This window comes from Rahnella perminowiae (assembly GCF_019049755.1).
Taxonomy (GTDB): domain Bacteria; phylum Pseudomonadota; class Gammaproteobacteria; order Enterobacterales; family Enterobacteriaceae; genus Rahnella; species Rahnella perminowiae.
Genome location: NZ_JAFMOS010000082.1, coordinates 1 through 596 on the forward strand (window position 1 = coordinate 1; position 596 = coordinate 596).

Annotated in this window: 1 protein-coding gene; it reads right to left on the bottom strand. The window is 34.4% G+C overall.

From position 1 onward, the window contains the following. The coding region (locus J1785_RS00415) for a hypothetical protein (protein WP_476655345.1) at window positions 1–596 on the bottom strand (596 nt) is incomplete at both ends.

The following is a 596-nucleotide window of genomic DNA, read 5'->3' on the forward strand; positions in this document are numbered from 1 at the left end:
GGGGTGTCATATACACTTCCCATGAAACTTTCTAACCAAACTTTGTTAACTTTTATCTCTATTGATTTCGTATACAAATGAGTTGGGAAGCTTATACCGAATGCTGGAACGGAATGAATTTTTTCTCCGCCGTCCCCATCGTTCTCATGAAGATCAAGCATATGAATCATTAATAGAGGTTTTCCTCTTACATTCCTATAATCTCGGTCAGATATGTTTTTATCTTTAGAATTATTTTCTGCAAGCTCTAACTGTATAGGATTTAAACCGAGTCGTTCGTCTAACTTACTTGCAACCCTGCTTTTCGCAGTTTGCCAATATTTTTCTTCTTTGAAGAGTTTCGAAGATTTACGATCTTGAGGTACTAAGGTAAAATCATAAGGTGCTATATTATTACTATCTTTTGAGATCAATAACACGTCCGACTTCGAGCATATATCAGAGATTTCTCTTAAATATTTTAGCGCGTTTGATTTTTTAAAAGAGAACTTGCTATGAGCTTGAAACTCTTGGATGAAATTTTCTATTATTTCAGTGTCAACATCTTTAATAAACCAACCCTTTACTGTATTCTCAATGCAATGTATTCCCTGTCT